Origin of the sequence: Aquisphaera insulae (assembly GCF_011064615.1) — a bacterium.
In the GTDB taxonomy this organism is placed as follows: Bacteria; Planctomycetota; Planctomycetia; order Isosphaerales; family Isosphaeraceae; genus Aquisphaera; species Aquisphaera insulae.
The window spans coordinates 1-20,613 of the sequence record NZ_JAALJH010000125.1 but is presented as its reverse complement, the minus strand read 5'-3'; the positions used below and the strand labels follow the sequence as shown (position 1 = coordinate 20,613).

The following is a 20,613-nucleotide window of genomic DNA, read 5'->3' as shown; positions in this document are numbered from 1 at the left end:
GTGGACCAGTCCGTTGAGCCGCGAGACCATCTTGCCGGCCTCGGTCTTCGGCCCGGTGCTCTTCCTGGCATTGCGGCGATTGGCCTCGATTCGGGCGTCGCTGATCATGGTGCCGGCCCTCGGGTGGAGCGGAGCAGGTCCGAGAGGGTGGGTGCGCGCGGGTCCATCGCCGTCGCGACGTCGCGCGGCGTGTTCGTCGTCCTCGCGGCCCTTTCTCAATACAATCCCGAAATCGAGGGGGCGAGTTTCACCAAAATGGAAAAAGCGCGCGACGGACCAGCGATCCGGTCCGGACGCGTTCTCCTGCCGGGTGTATCAGCCGCAGCGCCGACGCACCGGATCGCCTCATCACGCCCGGACCAGGGCTCGTCCTGATCCACAAGCACGGAGGCTCATCCCGCCGGGTGGCCGTGGTGGAACACCACGGCCACTTCGCCGCTGTCTCGCTTTGCCCAGGGAAACGGCGTGGACTCGTCATGTCCCTATCATTCCATCCCCGGAATCGCTCCCGACGGATGATCGCCGGGATCGTCCAGACGCCCGCGGCCAATCGCTATGTCCCCCTCGGGCTTCCCTGTCCCCCTCGGGCTTCCCTGTCCCCCTCGGGCTTCCCCGGATCAGCTCGCGCGGCGTGAAGTACTGGCCCTCCTGGGGCTGTCGGCCTCACTCTTGGCCAAGAGCCCCTCGTGGATGTTCCCCTTCACGTCGGCCTGCATCGCCATCCACTTTTCCCGCTCGCTCGGGTCGACGATCAGCCGGCGGAGGGTCGTCGGGTTCTGGATCTCCGGGTTCGCCTCCTGAACACCTCGCCGAGCATCCCCGTGGCGGGGCTCATGGTGCCTTGCCCGTGCTGGGATCAATCCAGATGCGGCGGATCCATACGCCCTCAAGGAAGTCAAAGTCCTTGTCCGTGGTAAGAAGCGCCGAGCCTGTGGCCCGTGCACACGCGGCGATCCAGAGATCATTTTTTGAGAGCTTTTTTCCCTGTGCGACGGCGGCGCAATCGATCCGTGCGTAGGCATCAAGGATGACGGCGTCGTTGATGTCGATCCGCACCAGCTCCTGAAGGAGCTTGTCGTAGCGGGACTGTTTTTCCACTCCCCACCCCGCGCGGTACGAGAGGGCCATCAACTCGCCGATGGTCACGACGCTCACGAGGGCGGGGGTCGCCTTCCGGCTCAGGCCAAAGGAAGCATCGATCTGGATCCCCACGGCACCCCCGCGAATCAGGAACAAGGCGATGCTGGTATCCAGGATGTAGCGTGTTGAGGTGCTGCTCAGCCCATTTCCTTGAGCCACGCCTGGAGCTCCTCATCGGTTTCATCGCCCGGCCACTGGCCCAGGATTGCCGCGACCCCGCGCTTGTGTCGTTGCTCGTGGAGGACCCGCCCGAGGTTGAAGGTTGCCCCGTTGGGACGGGGAAGCCGGGCGAAGAAGGCGTCGGAGTCGTTGGCCAGCCGGACGTGATCGGCCTCCATGCGGAGGAGTCCGCCAGAGGTCCGGAAGACGGCCCGGCCCGTGACGAGGACCGGCAGGCTCAGAAGCGGGGACAGCTCCGTCACGTCGGTGCCCGAATAGGTGCAGGCGACCTCCCGACCGTCCGCGATCCGCAGGCCGAAGGCCTGGGTACTGGCCCGGATCATGTCGAGGGTCCCCATGATCAGGGCGGCCTGGGGGGGCGGGGTGCGGTCGTGAAGCGTGCGGGCCTGCTCCACGACCCGGGCGTCAATCCGCGCGGGGTGGTTGGCGTGGTGGCGGCGGGTGGCGATGCGGAACTCGTCGAAATTGCGGTGGATGACCGTGCTGTAAGCTCGAAGTCGTCCGAGGAGTCCGGGGTCGAATCGGTCGCTGTCCTCCTTCGCCTCGGCCACGTCCTGGAGCACGTCGCCCAGGATGTCGAACCCCGTGTCGTCGGCGTCCGGGCGTTCGATCCAGAAGAACTCGCCCTGCCGGTAGAGCTCGGGGGCGGCCTCGCCAAGGGCGGGCGCCTCGAAGCGAAGGGACGTCCCGTCGTGGGCGTCGAAGCCGAGGAAGCGAAGGTCGGACATGCGTTGCAGCCAGCCCGGCCGCTTGCTCCGCGGCGTGCTCTGACCCCGAAACGCCATCGCGATCGACAGCCGCACGACCTCCTGCATCCCGCTGAGCGCGCGGCCCAGCGGCTCGCTCGGCAACCCGTGCTCGAACCGCCGCACGCTCCTGATGGTGACGATGCTCATGGGCGGCCTCCTCTCCGTTTCCTCGGCCCGGTGCCCGGCTCCGGGGACTCATCCGAGTGTACACGAGTCGAGGAAGCCTGTCGCGTGCCCAGTCGCCGGCCTCGCGGTGGTTTCGGCTATGTCGCGGCGTGAGCCCCGGACCCAATCCATTCCCCCAGCCCCTCCGCCGGCTCGTCGTCCAGCTCCGGCGGCACCCGCTTCCCCGCTCCGGCCCCCTCCACCTTCAAGTTCAAGAAATGAACCCCTGGGCCTTCTTCGCCGGCCTCGGGTCTCCTGCTCGGGGGACGGACATTCCTGCGTGTCACGATTCCAGGCCAAAACCACGCCCTGTCAGTCTCGTTCAATACAGCGTCTCGAAACCGGCCGCTCGGAAATGGGCGTCGTTAGTGAACGCCCGGGAGAGGCCGAGTCGTCGCATCACCGCGAAGGAGACGTGATCCACGATGCCGGCCTGGCCGGCTTCGCCCCGTTCATAAGCGGACCATGCGGCTTCAATCTCCGAAGGGGTCGGTTCGACCAGACGACCGGTCGACATCAGGTCGCGGCGGAGTTCGGCCACATCTCGGCGGCAGGGGCGCCGGGCGCACGTATTGCCACACTCCAGGAGGACATGCGGCGTCGTCACCAGCGGCGTGCCACGGTCCAGAAGGAGCCGGAAGCTGCCCGAGGCCTCCGCATGCCACTGGTCGGCACGCTCCCAGACGGCAATCAGGCCGGCCGTATCGAGGAACACCGGCGTCACGGCTGATGCTCGTTGTGACGGGCGGAAGCGTCCGGTGAGCCGCCATCATAACGATGGGAGAGGATCGCGTAGATCTTCGCCAGCCCGGGATCCATGTGGGCGAACTCCGGATCGGACGGCTGCGGCTGACGCACGCCATCCGTCGTCGGCTCGACAAGCACGGCGCTCCCTTCGGGCAGGTCCACCGGCTCGGTGGGCCGGAAGACGCCATTCTCATAAACGGCGTGGATCGTCTTCATGATCGTCCTCCCTGGAAATCGACGGCGTTCCGGATCATTGTAACTCCCCGGCCATCACCATGCCCATTTCCAAGAATCCCCGGCAACTGCTCGCCGAACGGGTCATCCACCCGCCCAGGCCTCCGGAGCGTCCGCTCCGGGGGGCAGACATTCCTGTCTGCCATTTGGGACCACGCGGAAGAGGCAGGACAGGCAGGAATGCCTGTCCTCCATTTCACCCCTCGCTGGCCTCGGGGCTTCCTCCTCCACAGGACAGGCAGGAATGCCTGTCCTCCTTGTTCCTCCGGGGGGCAGACATTCCTGTCTGCCATTTGGGGCCCTCGGACGGGCTGGAATGCCTGTCCTACGGCTCCGGTTCCCGATACAGCCAGGGATACTCATCGGGATTCTGACAGAGGCCCGCACGGATGGGGTTGCCCATCAGATACTCGAGGGTGGACAGGTACTCCCGCTCGTCGCGCATGATCCGATCCCAGGACTCGTCCTGCCAGATGGCGGCTCCTCGAACCCCGCGGCGCTGGTTCAGCAGCCGCCCCGAGACCCCCTTGATGCCTTTGAGGATTCGGGACAGGCTGAAACCCGATTCGGGGCGGAGAACCAGATGCACATGATCGGGCATCACCACCACGCCCGAGAGCCGATAATAGGTGCCCCCACCACTCCGGATGTGCTCGAGGACGATCGTGCGTTCCTCCGGCGAGAGCGGCGGCGCGGCCTTGGAGAGCCGGAACGTCACGAAGTAGGTGCTCCCGGAAAGCTCCCAGTGGGGCAGGTGCCTCCAGGTTCTCTGAACCGCGGGCTCCGGCGGCTGTCCCCGATTCATGCGGCCTCTCTCCTCGTTGACCTTGGAGAAGACGCGGAGAAAACGGACACGAAGAAGACGGAAGACGGACAGGCACGGACGGAAGACGGACAGGCACGAATGCCTGTCCCCCATGTCCGCTTGCTTCGGATCCGTCCAAACTCGCGCTTCCATGATGCATGGTCAAGAGGGCAGACATTCCTGTCTGCCTCGAAAGATGCAAGACGGAAGCCGCAGGACGGAAGCCGCAGGACGGAAGCCGCAGGACGGAAGACGCAGGACGGAAGACGCAGGACGGAAGACGCAGGACAGGCAGGAATGCCTGTCCTCCGGATCCCTCACCGGCCGGCCCGGGGGTTTTTCCCCGGAGGGATCCCGCGCCGGCCGGCCCGGAGGTTTTTCTCCGGGGGGCAGACATTCCTGTCTGCCATTGGGGACCACGCGGAAGAGGCAGGACAGGCAGGAATGCCTGTCCTCCGGATCCCGCGCCGGCCCAGAGGTTTTTCCCCGGGGGGGATCCCGCGCCGGCCGGCTCGGGGGCATTTCCCCGGGGGGGGTTCGCCTGCTCCGCCCCGGCCGCCCGGACGCGGGCCGGCTTTGGGCTGCCGCGAGCGGTCGCGAGGTGTCGAGACGCGGATCGTCGACCTGGGACGGGCAGGGCAGGTCAGGCCGATTGCGAGTGCGAGCCCCGCCGGGATGAATGGCCGCAAGGACTTGCGACCGTTTCGCGGGAAACATCGCGGGCCGATCCAGGTCCATTTCGGCCGGCCAGGGGGGCGCGGGGCGAGGGCCGGGAAGGACGCATCCGGGGGGGCGGGACGCGCGGCGGCTTGAGGATCGGGGGGGCGGGGGCCTACAATCGGTGGGCGGGCCGGGATCACGGGGATCGCGGACGGCGCGCTTTCGCAGGGTAACGAGTCGGTCCGGGGAGGTGTGCGTTGACCCAGGCCCTGAGCACCTGGACGGGGACGGAGCCGTCGCTGATCGCCCGCCGCGATGCGCTGATCGAGGCGCTGCGGAGTTATGGCCGGATCGCGGTGGCGTACTCCGGGGGGATCGACAGCACGGTCGTCGCCCAGGCGGCCTACGAGGCGGTCGGCGACGCGGCGGTCGCGGTGACGGCCGTGTCCGACAGCCTGGCCTCGGGGGAGCTCGACGAGGCGCGCGAGCTCGCCCGCCAGATCGGCATCCGGCACCGGGTGATCCGCACCGAGGAGTTCGCCAACCCGGACTATCTGAAGAACGCGCCCGACCGCTGCTACTTCTGCAAGAGCGAGCTCTATGGGCGGCTCTCGGGGATGCTCGCCACCCTGGGCGCGGACGTGATCGCCTCCGGGGCGAACACCGACGACGCGGGCGACCACCGGCCGGGCATGAGGGCGGCGGGGGAGAACGGCGTCCGCCACCCGCTGCAGGAATGCGGGCTCGGCAAGGAGGACGTCCGGGCGCTCGCCAAGGCGTGGGGCCTGCCCACCTGGGACAAGCCGGCGACGCCCTGCCTCTCGAGCCGGATCGCCTACGGCGAGGCCGTGACGCCGGAGCGGGTCCGGATGATCGACCGGGCCGAGCAGTGGCTCCGCGCCCGGGGGCTGCGGCTGCTCCGCGTCCGCTATCACAACGGCGACCTCGCCCGCGTGGAGGTGCCGCTGGACGAGCTCCCCAACCTGGTCCGCCCCGATGTCCGCGAGGCGCTCGTCCCGGCCTTCCGGGAGCTCGGCTTCAAGTTCGTGACCCTCGACCTGGAAGGGTTCCGATCCGGCAGCCTGAACGGCCTGATCCCGGCCGACAGCCTGATGCTCCGGCCGGCCGCCGGGATCAAGACGAACGGCAACGGCAACGGCAACGGGCGGTGATCCATGGCTCGCGTGAAGTGCCGGTGCGGAGAGACGCTGGAGGTCCCCGCGGACGCCGCGGAGCGGGTGAAATGCCCGCGATGCGGGGCCAAGATCCGGGTCCGCCGGAGCCCCGACGCCGCGGCGGCGGGGGCGGACGCCGGGGCCTCGGCGGGCGACGGCTTCATCCGCTTCCCCTGTCCCTGCGGGCGGCGGCTCAAGGTCCGGGCCGAGGATCGGCCGGAGGCGGGTAAGTGCCCGGACTGCGGCCGGGTCGTCCCCGTCCCCGAATCCGCCCAGTCCGCCGGCAACGGCGCGGGCGAGGACGGCTCGCGACGGGGCGGGTCGACGAGGGCCGCGGCCGCGTCGAGCGGGTCGCGGACGGCCGACATGGACGCCCTTGACCTCGAGCAGTTGGAGCAATGGGCCCAGCGCTTCCAGGAGCCGGCGGTGGCGGTGGCATCCGCGCCGGTGCCGTCACCGTCACCATCACCATCACCATTGCCGCCGGTGCCGTCACCATCGCCCTCACCGTTGCCATCGGCCGCGGTCAAGATGGAGGCCGGCCTGAGGGTCTGCCCGCGATGCGGCAAGCCCCTGCACATGAGCGCCACGGTCTGCCGGTCGTGCGGAGAGCCGGTCCCGAAGCGGTGAGGACGCGGAGTCGGCTGCTCCGACGGGCGTCCCCTCGCCCCTTGCCCCTCGTCCCTTCCTCCTCGCCCCTCGCCCCTTCCTCCTCGCCCCTCGCCCCTCGTCCCTTCCTCCTCGTCCCTCGTCCCTTCCCCCTCGCCCCTCCTCTCTTACAGCAGGGCGGCGAAGCGGCCGGCGGCGGCGTCCCAGGCGGCGGTGTCGCGGGGCTCGTAGACGACGGCCGGGAACGACCGGGCGACGACGGCGCGGAGGTCCTGGATGGAGCCGAGCTTCTTGCGGCCGATGGCCTGCATGAGGATGTTGCCGATGGCCGTGGCCTCGACGGGCCCGGCGTGGACCGGCCGGCCGCAGGCGTCGGCGGTGAACTGGCAGAGGAGGGCGTTCTTGCTGCCGCCCCCGACGACGTGGATGGTGCGGATGGTCGTGCCGAGGATGGCCTCGATCCGCTCGATGGTCCAGCGGTACTTCAGGGCCAGGCTCTCCAGGCAGCAGCGGACGATCGCCCCCTCGTCGGCCGGGAGGGTCTGATTCGTCCGCGTGCAGTAGGCCGCCAGTCGGGCCGGCATGTCCCCGTGGGAGAGGAACGAGGGATCATCCGGATCGACGAGTGCGGAAAATGGGGGGGCAACCTGGGCCCGGGCAGTCAGTTCCTCATAAGTCATTTCCCGCCCGGCGCGGGCCCAGGTCCGACGGCTTTCCTGGACGAGCCACAATCCCATGATGTTCTTGAGCAGTCGAGTCGTCCCCGCCACGCCCCCCTCGTTGGTGAGATTATACCGCATCGTTTCGGGGGTGATGACGGGTTGCGAAACTTCGACACCAAGCAAGGACCAGGTGCCGGAACTGAGGTAGCACCAGTCGGGTGGCCCGGATGGCGACGATGATAGGGCGGGCACGGCGGCCACGGCGCTGGCCGTGTCATGCGTCCCCGGCGCGATGACCGACACGGGCCGGGTCAGCCCGGCGTCGGCGGCGACCGAGGGGAGCAGGGGGCCGAGCTCGGTCCCCGGGTCGATCAGGCCCGGCAGGATGGCGCGGGGGAGGTCCAGGGCGGCGCAGAGCTCGTCCGACCAGGTGCCGGTGCGGGGGTCCAGGAGCTGGGTGGTGGAGGCGTCGGTGCGCTCGCCGGCCCGGCGGCCGGTGAGCAGCCAGCCGAACAGGTCGGGCATCATCAGCAGGGTCTCGGCGACGTCCAGCAGGGGGGACTTCGCCCGGCGGAGGGCCAGCAACTGGAAGATGGTGTTGAAGGGGAGGAACTGGAGGCCGGTGGCCTCGTAGATCCGCGCGCGGGGGACGGCGGCGAAGGCGGCGTCCATCATGCCGTCGGTCCGGGCGTCGCGGTAGTGCACCGGGTTGCCCAGCAGGGTCTCGCCGCGGCCGATGAGGCCGAAGTCCACGCCCCAGGTGTCGACGCCGATGCCGTCGAGCACCGCGCCGAAGGAGCCGGCCTTGCGGATGGCCGTCTTCATGTCGTCGAAGAGCCGGGGGAGGTCCCAGTGCAGGGTGTCCAGCAGCTTGACGGGCTGGTTGGGGAAGCGATGGACTTCCTCCAGCACGATCCGCTCGCCGTCGAACCGGCCGAGCATGCCGCGGCCGCTCTCGGCCCCCAGGTCGAGCGCCAGGTAATCGGTCGTCGTCGCCATCCGCGTCGCATCTCCCCTCGCGAGGGCCGGCCCCGGCTCGCCCCGGGGTCCTCCGGAGGGATCGGGAAAAGGCTCCGGATGACCGCCCATGATAAGGGTGCCCCCCGCGCGGGGCAAGGACGCGGCGGACGCGGAGGAAACCGCCGACGGCTCCCCTCGGGCGGATCACCGCGGCGGATTCAGCCGCCCCACGAACGCCGCATGCTCGGGCGTCGCGATCCCCTCCTGGAGCACCGCCAACACCCGCGGCATCTCGCCCCGGAGCAGGGCCCCCCGATCCAGCCAGAGCCCCGGGAAGACCTCGCTCCGGAGCACCCCGTCGGCCGTCGCGGCGAGCTCCTCGTAGCGGCCCTCGCGGAGGATCAACCAGTCGAGCTTCTCGTCGAGGACCCGCCAGAGGATGTATTCGAGGACGCCATGGTTGCGGTAGATCCGCAGCTTCCGGTTCGCGTCCCGGCTCGCGCTGCTGGCCGCGACCTCCGCGACCAGCTCCGGCGCGCCCTCGATGTAGCCCTCTTCATCGATCCGCGCGCGGCCGCCGTTCTCCGGGCGGATCATCAGCAGGAGGTCGGGCTGGGGCTCGTTGTCGTCGTCCAGCCGCACGCTGCCGTTATCCCCAGGCTCCACGCCGGGCGTGAACGCCGCATAAGTGCCCAGCCAGCACGAGAGCTGCGTGTGCGGGAGGCTATGCTCTCTTTGTCTCACCGGAGATCCCATGAAAACCTCGCCTTCGAGAAGCTCCGCCTTCTTCAGCTCGGGCATCGCGTCGTAGCGGCGCTCGAACTCCTCGCGGGTCAGCACGTCGCCGTTATCCAGCGGCGGGATGACGGCCGGCTTGGCCTCAGGGGTCGCGGTGCTCATGGCTTCGGCTCCCTTCGTGACGATGGGTTCCCGTCACGATCCATCATACGCCGGGGCGGGAAGGGCGGCCATCGGGGCGGAGGCGGGGGCGGCCTGGCCTCCGTTCGGCCTACGCCGGCAGGCTCCGGCGGAAGTGGTCGAGCATGTCGGCGAGGGTCTGCTCGATGGTGAACTCGGGCTGCCAGCCGGTGGCCTCGCGGAGCCGGGTCGCGTCGGCGACGAGCAGGGGCTGATCGACGGGGCGGACGCGGGCGGGATCGACGTGAATCTCCACGGGGATGCGAGCGAGCGAGGCGAGATGACCCGCCGCGTCGGCGATCCTCGTCCCCCGGCCGGAGCCGAGGTTGTAGACCTCGCCGGCCCGGCCGTGGAGGGCGAGTAATCGATAGCCGCGGACCACGTCGCGGACGTCGGTGAAGTCGCGGACCACGTCGAGGTTGCCGACCTCCACGCGGGCCTTCTTGCCGGCCTCGACCTCCGCGACCTGGAGCGCCAGCGCCGCCAGGACGTAGGAGGGAGATTGCCCGGGGCCGGCGTGGTTGAAGGGCCGGACCACGACGACGTCGGCGCCGTGGCCGAGCGCGTGCTGGATGCCCACCAGGTCGGCCGCCCCCTTGCTGGCGGCGTACGGGTTGTTCGGCCGCAAGGGGCAGTCCTCGCGGACCGGGATGCGATCCGGATCGGGGTTGCCGTAGCAGACCCCCGAGCCGACGAGGACGACGCGAGGCTTGGGGTCGAGGGCCGCCTGGGCCGTTGCGGCTTTCACGGCCTCCAGCAGGTTGAGCGTCCCGCCGAGGTTCAGCGCCCAGGTCCCGCGGGGGTCGTCGATGCTCTTGCTCGGGTTCGACTGGGCGGCCAGGTGGTAGATGGCCTCGGGGCGCTTGCGGCGGATCAGGTCCGCCAGGACGTCCTCGGCGACGTCCGCCAGGTCGATCGCCTCGAGCCGGACCGACCGCGAGAGCTCGCCCCGCGCGGCCGGCCAGCGGCCGGCCGCGGAGAGGCCCACCACCTGATCGCCGCTGGCGACCAGGTGCTCGCAGAGATGCCCGCCGACGAAGCCCGACGCACCGGTCACGAGCGCTCGCAACGGCCGCCTCCTTGGGGGATGAGGGCGGATCGGTTCGCCGCGCGCCGTTCACGTCCTGACCGGAATGGAGAATGAGCGGATGAGAAAAGGACGCCATGATGCCGAGCCTGTGCGGCCTGTCGACGGCGGTCGCCCCCTCTCCCTAACCCTCCCCCACGCGGGGGGGAGGGCACCGGAGGGCTCGCCTCGCGCATGGCCCTTCTCGCGATGCCACGGCCGGCGCCGGGCTCGGCGGGAGCCTCGCCCTCCCGGATTCCGCCCGACGCGCTCATCCCCGGTAGGCCCCCGAGCGGACGCGGTCGATCCAGGTGGAATTCGCCCGATACCACGCGACGGTCTCGGCCAGGCCCTGCTCGAAGGTCACGGTCTGCGTCCAGCCGAGCTCGGCCTCCGACTTGGCGCAGTTCACGGCGTACCTGCGGTCGTGGCCGGGGCGGTCGGTGACGTGGCGGATCAGGGTCTCCGGCCGGCCGGTCAGCTTGAGCACGGCCTTCGTCACGTCCATGTTGTAGCGTTCGCTCCGGCCGCCGAAGTTGTAGACCTCGCCGGGCCGCCCGCGGCGCAGGGCCGCGGCGACGCCCCGGCAGTGGTCGCGGACGTGGATCCAGTCGCGGACCTGCATGCCGTCGCCGTAGACCGGCAGCGGCTTCTCGTCCAGGGCGTTGGTGATGAACAGCGGGATCAGCTTCTCCGGGAACTGGTACGGGCCGTAGTTGTTGGAGCAGCGGGTGATGACCGTGTTCATGCCGTGGGTGTGGAACGCGGCGCGGACCAGGAAGTCCGCCCCGGCCTTGCTGGCCGAGTACGGGCTGTTGGGGGCCAGCGGGGTGGACTCCTCGAAGGCCGGGTCCTTCGGGCCGAGGGTGCCGTACACCTCGTCGGTGGAGACCTGGACGTAGCGCGGGACCTTGGCCGCGCGGGCGGCGTCCAGCAGCGTCTGGGTGCCGATGACGTTGGTGCGGAGGAACGGCGTGGCGTCGTCGATCGACCGGTCCACGTGGCTCTCGGCCGCGAAGTTCACCAGGGCGTCGAAGCCGCCGGAGGCGACCAGGTCGAAGACCGTCGCGCGGTCGGCGATGTCCCCCTTGACGAACCGATACCGCGGGTGGCCCGCCAGGTCGGCGAGGTTGTCCGGGTTGCCGGCATACGTCAGGGCGTCGATGTTCGTGATCGAGAGGTCTTCATGCTCGGCCAGCTCCAGCCGGATGAAGTTCGCGCCGATGAACCCGCATCCGCCCGTCACCAGGATGTTCTTGATCGCGTGCTCCATGCGCATCCTCATCCTTATCCAAACCGGTCAGGTGCCGCCCCATGCCCCGCCTCGCCAGTCCGCGCAGGGGATGCCATTGGCCAGAGGTTATCGGCCCGGGCCGATTGCCGCAAGGCGAAGGCGGGGGCGGGGTCGAAGGCGAAGGCGGGGGCGATCGGTGATGCGACGCCCGGGAAATGGGGACAGGCACCTCGAAGACTGGGAGCCAGCCCCCAATGCCCGCGGCCCCCCGGCGCCGCGGGACCGGCGCTCAGGCATCCTCCTCGTCGCCGGCAAGATCCTCGTCGTCGAGGTGGTCGCTGGCCTCGGCCTCGGCGACGCCGTCGTCCAGGAGGTGGGGGGAGGGGGCCCCGTCGATCGCGGCGGAGCCGTTGGCGAGGCCGTCACCGTCGCCGTCGTGGGCTCCGTGGCCGTCGCCGAGGGGGGCGTCGACGGTGAGCTCCTCCTCGGGGAGCTTGGCGAGGTTGCTCAGGGTGTCCCCCTCGTCCAGGCGGATCAGGCGGACGCCCTGGGTATTGCGGCCGATCGGGCGGGTGTCGGCGACCCGGGTGCGGATCAGGACGCCCTTCGCGGTGGTGAGCATCACCTCGTCGGCGTCGGTGACCTTGGCGATGGCCACGACCGGGCCGTTGCGGTCGCTCGTCTTGATGTCGATGAGGCCCTTGCCGCCGCGGTTCTGGGAGCGGTACTCGGCCAGCGTCGTCCGCTTGCCGTAGCCGTTGCTGCAGACCGTCAGCAGGCTGGCGGGATCCTCCGGGCCGTTGGCCACGACCATGCCCACGACCTCGTCGTCGTCCTGGAGGCTGATGCCCCTGACGCCGTAGGCGGGGCGGCCCATCGAGCGGACGTCCGACTCGTCGAACCGGATCGCCATGCCGTCGCGGGTGCTCAGGATGACCTGGTCGCCGGCCTTGACGCGGTTGACGCCGATGAGGGTGTCCCCCTCGTCCAGGCCCAGCGCGATGATCCCGCGGCCGAGCGGCCGGCGGAAGGCGGTCAGCTCGGTCTTCTTCACGGTGCCCCGGCGGGTGACCATCAGCAGCGACTCGTCCTCGCGGAACTCGCGGACCGGGACCAGCCCCGTGACCTTCTCCCCCTCGGCGAGCTGGAGCAGGTTGACCATCGCCCGGCCGCCGCTGGTCCGGGTGGCCATCGGCAGGTCGTAGACCTTGATCCAGTAGACCTTCCCCCGGTCCGTGAAGAAGAGGATGTAGTCGTGGGTGAGCGCCACGAACATGTGCTCGAGGAAGTCGCCGTCGCGGGTGTTGGTGGCCGCGATGCCCCGGCCGCCGCGGCCCTGGGCGCGGTAGGTGCTGGGGAGCTGGCGCTTGATGTAGCCGTCGTGGGTGACGGTCACCACCATGTACTCCTCGCGGATCAGGGCCTCCTTGTCGAAGTCGCCGACCTCCTCGTCGGAGATCTCCGACCGGCGGGGCTCGGCGTACTTCGACTTGAGCTCGAGGAGGTCCTCGCGGATCAGGTTGAGGATCAATTGCTCGTCGGCGAGGATCGCCTCGTAGCGGTCGATGTCCGCCTTCAGGCCGAGGTACTCGGCCGCGAGCTTGTCGGCCTCCAGGCCGGTCAGGCGGCGGAGCTGCATCGAGAGGATGGCGTCGGCCTGCATCCGGGTCAGGCTGGTGGACTCCCTGGCATCGGGATCGTTGAGCGCCCGCTGGAGGATCTGGGCGGAGACCTCCAGGCCCATCAGCCGCAGCCGCGCCTCGTTGTCGTCGCGCGAGGTCCGGATGATCCGGATGATCTCGTCGATGTGATGGAGCGCGATCAGCAGGCCCTCGACGATGTGGGCCCGCTGCTTCGCCTGGCGGAGCTGGTACTGGGTCCGCCGCCGGATGACGACGATCCGGTGCTCGACGAAGAGCCGGAGGAATTCCTTGAGGGGGAGCGTCTTGGGCCGGCCGTCCACCAGGGCCAGCATGATCACGCTGAAGGTGTCCTGGAGCGGGGAGAACTCGTAGAGCTGGTTGAGGACGACGGTCGGGTCCTCCCCCTTCTTGAGCTTCACCACGATCCGGACCGGCTGCTTGCGGTCGCTCTCGTCGGCGATGTCCGAGACGCCCGTGATCCGGCCCGAGTTGACCAGCTCCGCCAGCTTCTTGAGGAGCGGCTCCCGGGTGAGCTGGTAGGGCATGTCCGTGAAGATGATCTGCGACCGCCCGTCCTTGAGCTCCTCGATGGTGGAGCGGCCCCGCAGCACGACCCGGCCGCGGCCGTTGAGGTAGGCCTCCTTGATGCCCATCTGGCCGCAGATGATCCCCCCGGTGGGGAAGTCCGGGCCGGGGATGTGCTCCATGATCTCGTCGAGGTCGATTGCCGGGTTGTCGATGTAGGCGATGGTGGCGTCGCAGACCTCGCCCAGGTTGTGGGGCGGGATCGACGTGGCCATGCCCACGGCGATGCCGCCGGAGCCGTTGACCAGCAGGTTCGGGAACTTGCCCGGGAGGACCCGCGGCTCCTGGTACTTCTCGTCGTAATTGGGCTGGAAGTCGACGGTGTCGAGGTTGATGTCCTCGATCATCTCCGCGGCCACCGGGCTGAGCTTGGCCTCGGTGTACCGCATGGCCGCCGGGGGCAGGCCGTGGATGCTGCCGAAGTTCCCCTGGCCGGTGATCAGCAGGTGCCGCATGTTCCACCACTGGGCCATCCGGGCCAGGGTGGGATAGATCGAGTTATCCCCGTGCGGGTGATACCGCTTCATCGTCTCGCCGACGATGCCCGCGCACTTGCTCGTCGCGGCCCCGGGCGTGAGCCCGAGGTCCCGCATCGCCACCAGGATCCGCCGCTGCGAGGGCTTCAGCCCGTCGCGGATGTCCGGCAGGGCGCGGCTGATGATGACCGACATCGCATAGGTGAGGTAGCTCTCCTTCAGCTCCTCCTCGATGTTCAGCGGCGTCGGCTCGAGCGGTGCGGTGGGCGGGGCTTCGGCGGTGCTCACGATAATTCCATCCCCTGGCGGGCGTCGGACATCTTGCCACCGACGCGCCGCGCATCCCCGCGCGACACCCCCCGGTGGTCAGCCTTCTCGGCGAAAGGTCCCATTGTACCCGAAACGCCCCCCCGACGCAACCGCGGCGGCCCCCCGGCGGACGCCTCTAAATCCAATCGTCGCAATGCTTTCTGTGAGGCAGGCCGGGCCGTCCGCGGCCCCCGGCTCCGGCGGCCACCCGGAGGCCGCATGTTGATGCTCGAATTCGGCCGGGATTCCCGGTTGACTTCCGCCGCGGGGCCGCGTGCGGTATCGTGAAGGCATCCGTATTGGGGGGCGTTTTCCATGGATCAGGCACTCATCGTCCGCGGCCACTACGTCGGCCGGACGTTCATCCCGGAAGGTCCGCTCCCCGACACGGAGGGGGCGGCCGAGCTGGTCATCATCCCCACGCCCGTCCCGACCACGGCCCGGCCCCGTGGATCGATCGCCGATGCGTTCGGCACCGCCGCCGTCCTGCGGAGCGGTGATGACATCCTGGCCCAGGTCCAGGCCGATCGCGACGAGTGGGGCGACCGCTGATTTACCTCGATGCGAATGTCGTGATCCGGCTGGTCGAGGGGGACGCCCCGACGCGTGCCCCGCTGACCGCCCGGCTGGCGGCCTCGCTCCGGGTGTCGGCGTCGCTGGTCACGTCACGGCTGACGCGTTTGGAATGCCGGTGGAACTGCTCTGAGCCGTTGGCATCGCCTCCGGCGGCCACCCGGAGGCCGCATGATGATGCTCGAATTCGGCCGGGATCTGTCATGAGCGGCCGCGAAGGTGCTCCGGGCGAGGCCGCCCGGGGGCACCCCCGTTGACATCCGCTGTGGCTCCGTCCGTCTGCCGGGCCCGGTCGCTTCGGGTTGCGAGTCCGCCCCGCGGGGCCGTCAGCCCCCGTCCGCCGGCCCGTCATCGAGAAGGGTGTAGTCGTGGAGGCCGTCGAAGGTGGTCCAGTCGGCGCCGAGGGTAGGGTGGTAGACGGCGAACAGGCCGTGCTCCGCCTCCCAGTCGCAGTCGACCGGGAAGAAGAGCGGCGCGACGCCCTCGATTTGCAACCGGGGGATCCAGACGTGGAGCAGGTGGGCGATCGCGGTCAGGCCTTCGGGCGTGGCAATCGCCGGGAGGCCGTACAGGGCGCGGAGCCGTTCGTTGGCGAACCGACCCTGCTCATCCCTGTAATACCGGAGGTATGAGGCGAACAGGACCCCCACGACCGCCCGGCAGATCTCGTCCTCGCGATCGATCAGGAGCCGGCCGGCGGCCTCCTGGGCGGGGGCGGGCCCGGCGTCGCGCGGGGCCTCGATCCAGATCGGGAAATCGCCGGCCTTGCGGCGGCGGTCGTCGGCCCGCGATCGCTCGCCGGCGCGGTCCAGCGCCGCTTCCTGGTCGGCGGAGAGGCCCGGGATGCCGCCTTTCCGCCCGCCCGGCTCGGCCGGTGCCTCGGCGGCCCGGCGGAGGCGCGCGACCACGTCGGGCTCCGGCCGTTCGCGCATCCGCTCCATGGCCCGGTCGAGCCCCTCGCGGATGCCGGAGATCATCTCCTCGACGCTCGGCCGGTCGGCCGCCTCCGTCCGCCGGCCGAAGGCGACCAGCCGGGGCAGCGGCAGGGTCCCCGACCACGCCCCCTCGTCGCGATCGTGCGTCAGGTCGCCGAACAGCTCGTGCCGCATGGATGTCCCCGCGTGTCGCGCCGCCGCGGTCAAGCGACCGCCAGAGTACCCGGCGGCGATCCGGGTCGCAATCAAGCCCACCGGCGATCCGGGGAGCGTGGCGGCCGGACGTTCGTCCCGGAAGGCCCGCCGCCTGACGCGGAGCGGGCGGCCGAGCCGGGTGGGGTAGCGAAGCGAAGCGACGCCACGGGATTGCCCTGGCTGAGAGTTGAGAAGGCGCCTGGCGCGCGGGCCGTCGCGATCCCGTGGCGTCGACTTCGTCTCCGCCACGGCCACCCGGAACGATGGCGATCGCCGCTCACGAGGACGCTCTTCCTGCCGTCGGCACGCTTCCGCCGGATGAACCTGGTACAATCCGGGGCGGTCCCACGTCCCGATGTCCGATCCCGTCGCCTCGTCTCCTCAACTCCTTCCCGGGGGGGTGCCATGATCCCGGAGCTGGCGAAATCGAAGCCGAATCGCGAGTGCCGCCACGACGAGCCGTTCCGCCTGACCCTGGGCGGCGTCGTCTGGAGGTCCGCGTTGCTGAATGCGGCGATCGTCGTCACGTCCTTCCCGGTGGTGGCCTGGGCCGGGGGGCGAGACATCCTCGGGCCGCTCCTGGTCGTCCTGGGGGGGCTCAGCCTGCTGATCTGGGTCGCCACGTTTGCCGTGTATGGATCCGTCGCGCTGGTCTCGGTCTTCCGCGGCCCGGCCTCGACCCGCAAACCGACGGCGTCACAGCCGGCGGCCTCGCCGGGCCTCGAGGACCGCTGGCTCGACGAGCCCGGGACATGAACGCGACCCCGGCCGGGCGGGGTGGGCCTTCCGGTCCCCTCCCCCCCGTGTGGGGGAGGGTTAGGGAGAGGGGGCTACCGCATTCGACATGCCGCACGGCCGACGACGTCTCTCCGGCCGACGCGGACGCGAAGATCGACGAGCCGCCCGCGGCGCCGGCCGCCCGCCGATCCCGCCCCTCACGTCGCCGCCACCACCTTCGCCTCGCGGAGGTAATCCGGATCGATGGTGATCCCGAAGCCGGGCCCGGATGGGAGGCGGACGACGCCGCGCTCGGGCTTCAGCGACGAGGTCTCGCAGGAGATCGGGATCGCCGAGTTCCCCTTGTATTCGGTGAACTCGACCGGGTTCTCCAGGAGCGACGTGAAATGGGCCGCATCGAGATACCCGAGCCCCGAGCCCGACATGTGGGGGGTGCACGGCATCCCCGCCGCCGCCGCCATCCGGGCGACGCGCAACGACCTGATGAAGCCGCCGTAGTAGTGCAGGTCGGGCTGGACGACGTCCGCGGCCCGCATCGCGATCATCCGCCGGAAGCCGGCCTCGCTCGACTCCTGCTCCCCCAGCGCGATCGGGATCGACAGGGCCTCGGCCACGGCGCGGGTCGACTCGAGATCGTCGAAGTGGCAGGGCTCCTCGTAGAACGCGTACTGATATTTCTCCATGATGCGGCCGATCCGGATCGCCTCCTCGGCGTCGTACGAGCTGTTCGAGTCCGCGTACAGGGTCATGTCCGGCCCGAACGCCTCGCGGACCATCGGGATCAGCGTCTCCGACCGCTTCGGCAAGGAGTCGGCGTTGTCCCGCCGCATCCGGCCCCCGAGGCGGAACTTCAGGGCCTTTGCCCCGGACTCGGCGACCAGCTTCCTGAGGTCGGCGAGCTCCTCCTCGGGCGTGTTCCCGCGCGTGCCGCTGGCCGTGTAGACGGCGATCTCACGCCGCTTCACGCCGCCGAGCAGGTCGCCCGCCGGCCTGCCCGCCTTCCTGCCCAGCAGGTCCAGCACGGCGATCTCGGCGGCGGCCACGCAGACCCAGAGGGCCAGCCCCTGGTACTTGTAATTGTCCGCGTGGCGGTAGAGCTCCCAGAGCAGGCCCTCGAGCTGGCGGGCGTCCTTGCCGACGAAGAAGGGCGCGATCCGGCCCACGAAGATCGGATGCAGATAGATCATGTGCATCGAATTCGTCGCGCTCAGCCCCTCGGCCCCGTCGCGGTCGCGGACCCGGACCAGGTACTCGCGGCCGTTGCGGAGCAGCTCCATCGCGGCGATCGTCACCGGCGAGGAGATCTCCTCCGCGCGGAGCACCGGCTTCGCCGCCACCTTCGCCAGCTCGGCGACGGAGAGGGATCGCGGCGGCTCCGCGGTCGCGGCCCGAGATATCCCCACCGCCAGCGGCGCCCCGACGGCCGCGCCCAGGACGCGTCGACGATTCCAGGACATGGATCGACCTCCCGTGATGTGGACCTGCGATCGGATCGGCGGATTGTACCAGGCGGCGAGGGCGGGGGCGAATCCAGGCGATCCGCGCCGGCCGGGCTGTCCGATGGTCGGGACGGTCATCGGAACGCAACCCGGGGAGCCTGGCATGGAGACGTTCAAGGTCGTCGGCCTGGTCCTGCTTGTCCTGGCCGGCGCGGCGGCGCTCCTTGGGCTGCACCGCCTGGCCCTGCGGCTGGAGGACCGGGGCGTCATCTACTACCTGCGGAAGAAGCCGAAGGGGGGCGTGGGGCGGGGCATGCTCGGCTTGCAGGAGTTCGTCGACCCGCGAATGGAGCACGTCCTGCACGTCCGCGAGGAGCCGCATGAGGAGGCGGGAAGCCCGGCCGGCCCGGGCGACCCGCCGCGGCTAAGGATCCCGGATCCGGAGTCGCGCTGAGCCCACCCTCCGGGCCCCGGTCGCCCGGCCGCCGGACGGGGCCGGCTCCTGCCGGAGACGGCCCGTTGCCCTCGGATCGCGTCGATCAGCGGCCGGCCTCCCGCGTGAGCGTGACCTTGCGGACGGCCAGCGACGGGGCGTTGACGACGAGCCGGAAATCGGCGCCGCCGTTCTGGGAGCCGTCGAACCGGGCGTCCTTGACGGTGAACGTCGCCGTCTTCCAGGTGCCGTCGCCCTTGAACGGGACGACTTCGGGGCAATCTTTGTAGGCGCCGTCGAGCGTGGCGGTGGGATCGTGGGAATCGTACTGGAGGCCGAGGCTGCCGGGGGCGCCGTCGCGGTACTCGACGGCGATCGTCGCGTCCGTGGAGCGGTCGGTCCGGAAGCTGTCGTCGACCTGGATGTAGACGTACTGGCCGCCCGAGGCCCCGGGGCGAGTGATCCGGCAAGGCTCGCCGTCCAGCGTGGCCGCCGTCGTCAGGCCGTCCGCGGCCTCGACCTGGCCGAGGCCGTGCTTCTCGTTCTTCGGCCCGAGGGCCAGGCTGATGGACCTCGCCCCGGCGTACGGCCCGGCGGGGGGCGGCGGGATCACGCCCTTGCGGTACATGTCCACATACTTGCGGGTGAGGTCGATGTACTGGCGGCCGTGCTCGCGCGAGGCGGCCAGCGTGGTCCCTTCGTGGAACTCGTTCCAGGTCTCCAGGATGACGATGTTCGGCCGGCGGCGGAGGGCCTTGACCCAGGCCCGCTCGTAGAAGGCGCCCCCCTCGCGGTCGACGACCAGGGGCGTGCGGCCGGGGACGGCCGAGTGGTCGTATCCCGGGCCGATCTCGGCCACGCCGGCGAAGTTCGGCTTCACGGCGCCGCCCCAGGCGCAGACGTTGTCGGCCCGGACCTTCCAGGAGACCTCGCGGATGACGTACGGGACCTTGCCGCCGAAGTCGCGGGCGAACTGCTGCTTGACGAAGTCGATGCACGACTGGTCGTGGGCCTTCGCGAACGAGGACGCGTAGAGCACCACCACGGGCCGGCCGTCGACGAGCGCCCAGAGCCGGGGCGGGATCATCGAGAAGAAGTCGCGGATGCTCGCGTAGAACCAGCTTCGCCCGCGGTCGGTGGTCAGGTCCACGCGCTCGCCCCACGAGTTGAACTGGAGCGTCGAGGTGTCGTAGAAGAGCCCGAAGGCCGGCGGGGCCTTCCCCTCGCGGAGGATCGCCTCCGCGGCCTTCACCATCGGCGGCAGGCCCTCGAAGCTCCAGTGCATTCCCGCGCCCGGCTTCCGCTCCGACGGGGCCCCCCAGTACACCGGCAGCGCCACGTCGATGCCGGCGGCCATCATGTCCCGGAGCTGCGATTCGTGCCACGAGGCCGACCTGTACGAGAAGTCCTCCAGCGAGGCCGGATGCGTCGTCAGGGCGTCCGAGCCGTCGCCGTTGAGGACGTGCGCCTTGCTCGGCTCGTCGTACCAGTAGAAGTAATGCGTCATCACGATCTTGTCGTTGGATCGGAAGGCCCGCGCGCCGGCGAAGTCGGAATCCTTCAGCCCCACGTGCGGCCCGAGCGGCGTGGTGAACTCGGGGCCGGTCGGGGGCTGGGCCGGCGCGGCCGAGGCGACCGTCATGACGATCAAGCCGGCCAGTGGGAACGTCCGTCGAGTGCTCATGATCGTATTCTCCGGCGTGGATCGCGGCGGGAGGAGAAAACGCTCGACCCTGATCGAGCTTTCGGCGTCAGAGCCGATTCGGGTCATCCTCAACCTGGCGTCGATATTCACTCATGGCCTCCTGCCACTCCTTGAAGAGCGGATCGTCTTCCGACCATCCCGGAATAGGAGCATGGGGATCATCCACCGCCTCCACGTCGAGGCCGATGAGCTTCGCCCCGTCGGCGAGGCGATCCGAAATCAGGTTCATCCGGCGGAAGCGCGCGCCGGGAGATTCGCGACGCCACTCCTTGACATGG

The 20,613-nt window shown here is 70.0% G+C and carries 19 protein-coding genes; 5 read left to right on the top strand and 14 right to left on the bottom strand.

Features of this window, described 5'->3' with window-relative positions; genetic code table 11:
- Positions 1 to 831: 831 nt before the first annotated feature.
- From G6O54_RS33965 to G6O54_RS33945, 5 genes are all read right to left on the bottom strand, one after another.
- Positions 832 to 1,299, bottom strand: a complete 468-nt coding sequence (locus G6O54_RS33965; protein ID WP_165234372.1) for a PIN domain-containing protein — start codon at positions 1,297 to 1,299, stop codon at positions 832 to 834.
- Complete coding sequence (locus G6O54_RS33960; protein ID WP_165234369.1) at positions 1,278 to 2,216, bottom strand: hypothetical protein; 939 nt, start codon at positions 2,214 to 2,216, stop codon at positions 1,278 to 1,280. Before G6O54_RS33960 ends, G6O54_RS33965 begins: the two co-directional genes overlap by 22 nt.
- Positions 2,217 to 2,556: 340 nt before the next feature.
- Positions 2,557 to 2,958, bottom strand: coding sequence for a type II toxin-antitoxin system VapC family toxin (locus G6O54_RS33955; RefSeq protein WP_165234366.1), 402 nt, complete (start codon positions 2,956 to 2,958; stop codon positions 2,557 to 2,559).
- On the bottom strand, positions 2,955 to 3,197 hold the full coding sequence (locus tag G6O54_RS33950; protein WP_165234363.1) for an antitoxin family protein: 243 nt from the start codon (positions 3,195 to 3,197) through the stop codon (positions 2,955 to 2,957). The genes G6O54_RS33955 and G6O54_RS33950 overlap by 4 nt, the downstream gene beginning before the upstream one ends.
- A 343-nt stretch (positions 3,198 to 3,540) precedes the next feature.
- Complete coding sequence (locus tag G6O54_RS33945; RefSeq protein WP_165234360.1) at positions 3,541 to 4,020, bottom strand: REP-associated tyrosine transposase; 480 nt, start codon at positions 4,018 to 4,020, stop codon at positions 3,541 to 3,543.
- Between the two features lie 917 nt (positions 4,021 to 4,937).
- Here G6O54_RS33945 and larE point away from each other — a divergent pair.
- Positions 4,938 to 5,852, top strand: coding sequence for an ATP-dependent sacrificial sulfur transferase LarE (larE, locus tag G6O54_RS33940; protein ID WP_250847221.1), 915 nt, complete (start codon positions 4,938 to 4,940; stop codon positions 5,850 to 5,852).
- Between the two features lie 3 nt (positions 5,853 to 5,855).
- Positions 5,856 to 6,485: a hypothetical protein gene (locus G6O54_RS33935; protein WP_165234357.1), complete on the top strand. Its 630-nt coding sequence runs from the start codon at positions 5,856 to 5,858 to the stop codon at positions 6,483 to 6,485.
- A gap of 146 nt (positions 6,486 to 6,631) precedes the next feature.
- Here G6O54_RS33935 and G6O54_RS33930 read toward each other — a convergent pair whose 3' ends face one another.
- The 5 genes from G6O54_RS33930 to gyrA all read right to left on the bottom strand — a co-directional run bounded on the left by G6O54_RS33930 (position 6,632) and on the right by gyrA (position 14,296).
- Positions 6,632 to 8,125 carry a rhamnulokinase gene (locus G6O54_RS33930; protein ID WP_165234354.1) on the bottom strand — a complete coding sequence of 498 codons (1,494 nt, stop codon included), beginning with the start codon at positions 8,123 to 8,125 and terminating at the stop codon, positions 6,632 to 6,634.
- Positions 8,126 to 8,290: 165 nt separating this feature from the next.
- Positions 8,291 to 8,986 (bottom strand): Uma2 family endonuclease, encoded by a 696-nt coding sequence (locus G6O54_RS38630; RefSeq protein ID WP_165234351.1) that lies wholly within the window; start codon positions 8,984 to 8,986, stop codon positions 8,291 to 8,293.
- A gap of 109 nt (positions 8,987 to 9,095) precedes the next feature.
- A complete protein-coding gene (locus G6O54_RS33920; RefSeq protein ID WP_165234348.1) occupies positions 9,096 to 10,073 on the bottom strand; it encodes a GDP-mannose 4,6-dehydratase in 978 nt (325 codons plus the stop codon).
- 268 nt (positions 10,074 to 10,341) lie between these two features.
- Positions 10,342 to 11,343 (bottom strand): dTDP-glucose 4,6-dehydratase, encoded by a 1,002-nt coding sequence (gene rfbB, locus G6O54_RS33915; RefSeq protein ID WP_165234346.1) that lies wholly within the window; start codon positions 11,341 to 11,343, stop codon positions 10,342 to 10,344.
- 250 nt (positions 11,344 to 11,593) lie between these two features.
- Positions 11,594 to 14,296 carry a DNA gyrase subunit A gene (gene gyrA / locus G6O54_RS33910; RefSeq protein ID WP_250847220.1) on the bottom strand — a complete coding sequence of 901 codons (2,703 nt, stop codon included), beginning with the start codon at positions 14,294 to 14,296 and terminating at the stop codon, positions 11,594 to 11,596.
- A 336-nt stretch (positions 14,297 to 14,632) separates the two neighbouring features.
- On the opposite strand from gyrA, the gene G6O54_RS33905 reads away from it, so the two are divergent.
- The gene (locus G6O54_RS33905; protein ID WP_165234343.1) at positions 14,633 to 14,869 is read left to right on the top strand and encodes a hypothetical protein; all 237 of its coding nucleotides are present in this window, start codon (positions 14,633 to 14,635) and stop codon (positions 14,867 to 14,869) included.
- Positions 14,870 to 15,216: 347 nt separating this feature from the next.
- Here G6O54_RS33905 and G6O54_RS33900 read toward each other — a convergent pair whose 3' ends face one another.
- A complete protein-coding gene (locus G6O54_RS33900; RefSeq protein WP_165234340.1) occupies positions 15,217 to 15,999 on the bottom strand; it encodes a DUF6985 domain-containing protein in 783 nt (260 codons plus the stop codon).
- A gap of 426 nt (positions 16,000 to 16,425) precedes the next feature.
- Between G6O54_RS33900 and G6O54_RS33895 the strand changes: the two genes are divergently transcribed.
- Complete coding sequence (locus G6O54_RS33895) at positions 16,426 to 16,776, top strand: hypothetical protein (RefSeq protein ID WP_165234337.1); 351 nt, start codon at positions 16,426 to 16,428, stop codon at positions 16,774 to 16,776.
- 179 nt (positions 16,777 to 16,955) lie between these two features.
- On the opposite strand, the gene G6O54_RS33890 is transcribed toward G6O54_RS33895, so the two are convergent.
- Positions 16,956 to 18,215 (bottom strand): mandelate racemase/muconate lactonizing enzyme family protein, encoded by a 1,260-nt coding sequence (locus G6O54_RS33890; RefSeq protein ID WP_165234334.1) that lies wholly within the window; start codon positions 18,213 to 18,215, stop codon positions 16,956 to 16,958.
- A 145-nt stretch (positions 18,216 to 18,360) separates the two neighbouring features.
- Between G6O54_RS33890 and G6O54_RS33885 the strand changes: the two genes are divergently transcribed.
- On the top strand, positions 18,361 to 18,651 hold the full coding sequence (locus G6O54_RS33885; protein WP_165234331.1) for a hypothetical protein: 291 nt from the start codon (positions 18,361 to 18,363) through the stop codon (positions 18,649 to 18,651).
- Positions 18,652 to 18,736: 85 nt separating this feature from the next.
- Here G6O54_RS33885 and G6O54_RS33880 read toward each other — a convergent pair whose 3' ends face one another.
- Positions 18,737 to 20,314 carry a DUF5010 domain-containing protein gene (locus G6O54_RS33880; protein WP_165234328.1) on the bottom strand — a complete coding sequence of 526 codons (1,578 nt, stop codon included), beginning with the start codon at positions 20,312 to 20,314 and terminating at the stop codon, positions 18,737 to 18,739.
- Between the two features lie 67 nt (positions 20,315 to 20,381).
- The coding region (locus G6O54_RS33875; protein ID WP_205679121.1) for a hypothetical protein at positions 20,382 to 20,613 on the bottom strand (232 nt) is incomplete at its 5' end.